This window comes from Oscillibacter sp. GMB15532 (assembly GCF_041020825.1).
In the GTDB taxonomy this organism is placed as follows: Bacteria; Bacillota; Clostridia; order Oscillospirales; family Oscillospiraceae; genus Oscillibacter.
Window position 1 is genome coordinate 1 of record NZ_JBEVTO010000017.1, and the last position, 705, is coordinate 705.

Sequence of the window (705 nt, forward strand, 5' to 3'; positions counted from 1 at the left end):
CGCCGTTACAGCAAAGCTCAGTGCCACCGTAGCACTGGTACTGTGGTCGGTGCTTACGGTCAGGGTTTCATTATAATTCCCCACTGCAAGATCGGTTTTCGGCGTAACGGTAAAGGTGGCCGTGCCGTTTGCTGCCAGTGCTGTGGTGCTGAGTGTGCCGATGGTGTAATTGGTGCTGCTCAGCTGGGTCAGTGTCACGCTGGAGTTTCCGGTGTTTGTGATGGTCACGGTCTGCGCTGCCGGGGCGCTGTAGCCCACCGTCAGCGAACCGAAGTTCTTGCTGGTCGGATTGGCTGTGATGGTGTAGGTAGGAACCGCCGTTACAGCAAAGCTCAGTGCCACCGTAGCGCTGGTGCTGTGGTTGGTGCTTACGGTCAGGGTTTCATTGTGCGCTCCCACGGCAAGACCGGCTTTCGGTGCAACGGTAAAGGTAGCCGTACCGCCTGCCGCCAGCGTGGTGGTACTGAGTGCGCCGATGGTGTAGTTGGTGCTGCTCGGCTGGGTCAGCGTCACGCTGGAGTTTCCGGTGTTTGTAATGGTCACGGTCTGCGCTGCTGGGGCGCTGTAGCCCACTGCCAGTGAGCCGAAGTTCTTGCTGGTCGGATTCGCTGTGATGGTGTAGGTCGGTGCCGCCGTTACAGTAAAACTCAATTCCACCGTAGCGCTGGTGCTGTGGTTGGTGCTTACGGTCAGGGTTTCATTGTG

General features: G+C 58.4%; 1 protein-coding gene. It reads right to left on the reverse strand.

What is annotated here, in order from left to right; genetic code table 11:
• Positions 1–705: choice-of-anchor D domain-containing protein (locus ABVS15_RS13550; protein ID WP_369284210.1), on the reverse strand; the 705-nt coding region annotated here is incomplete at both ends.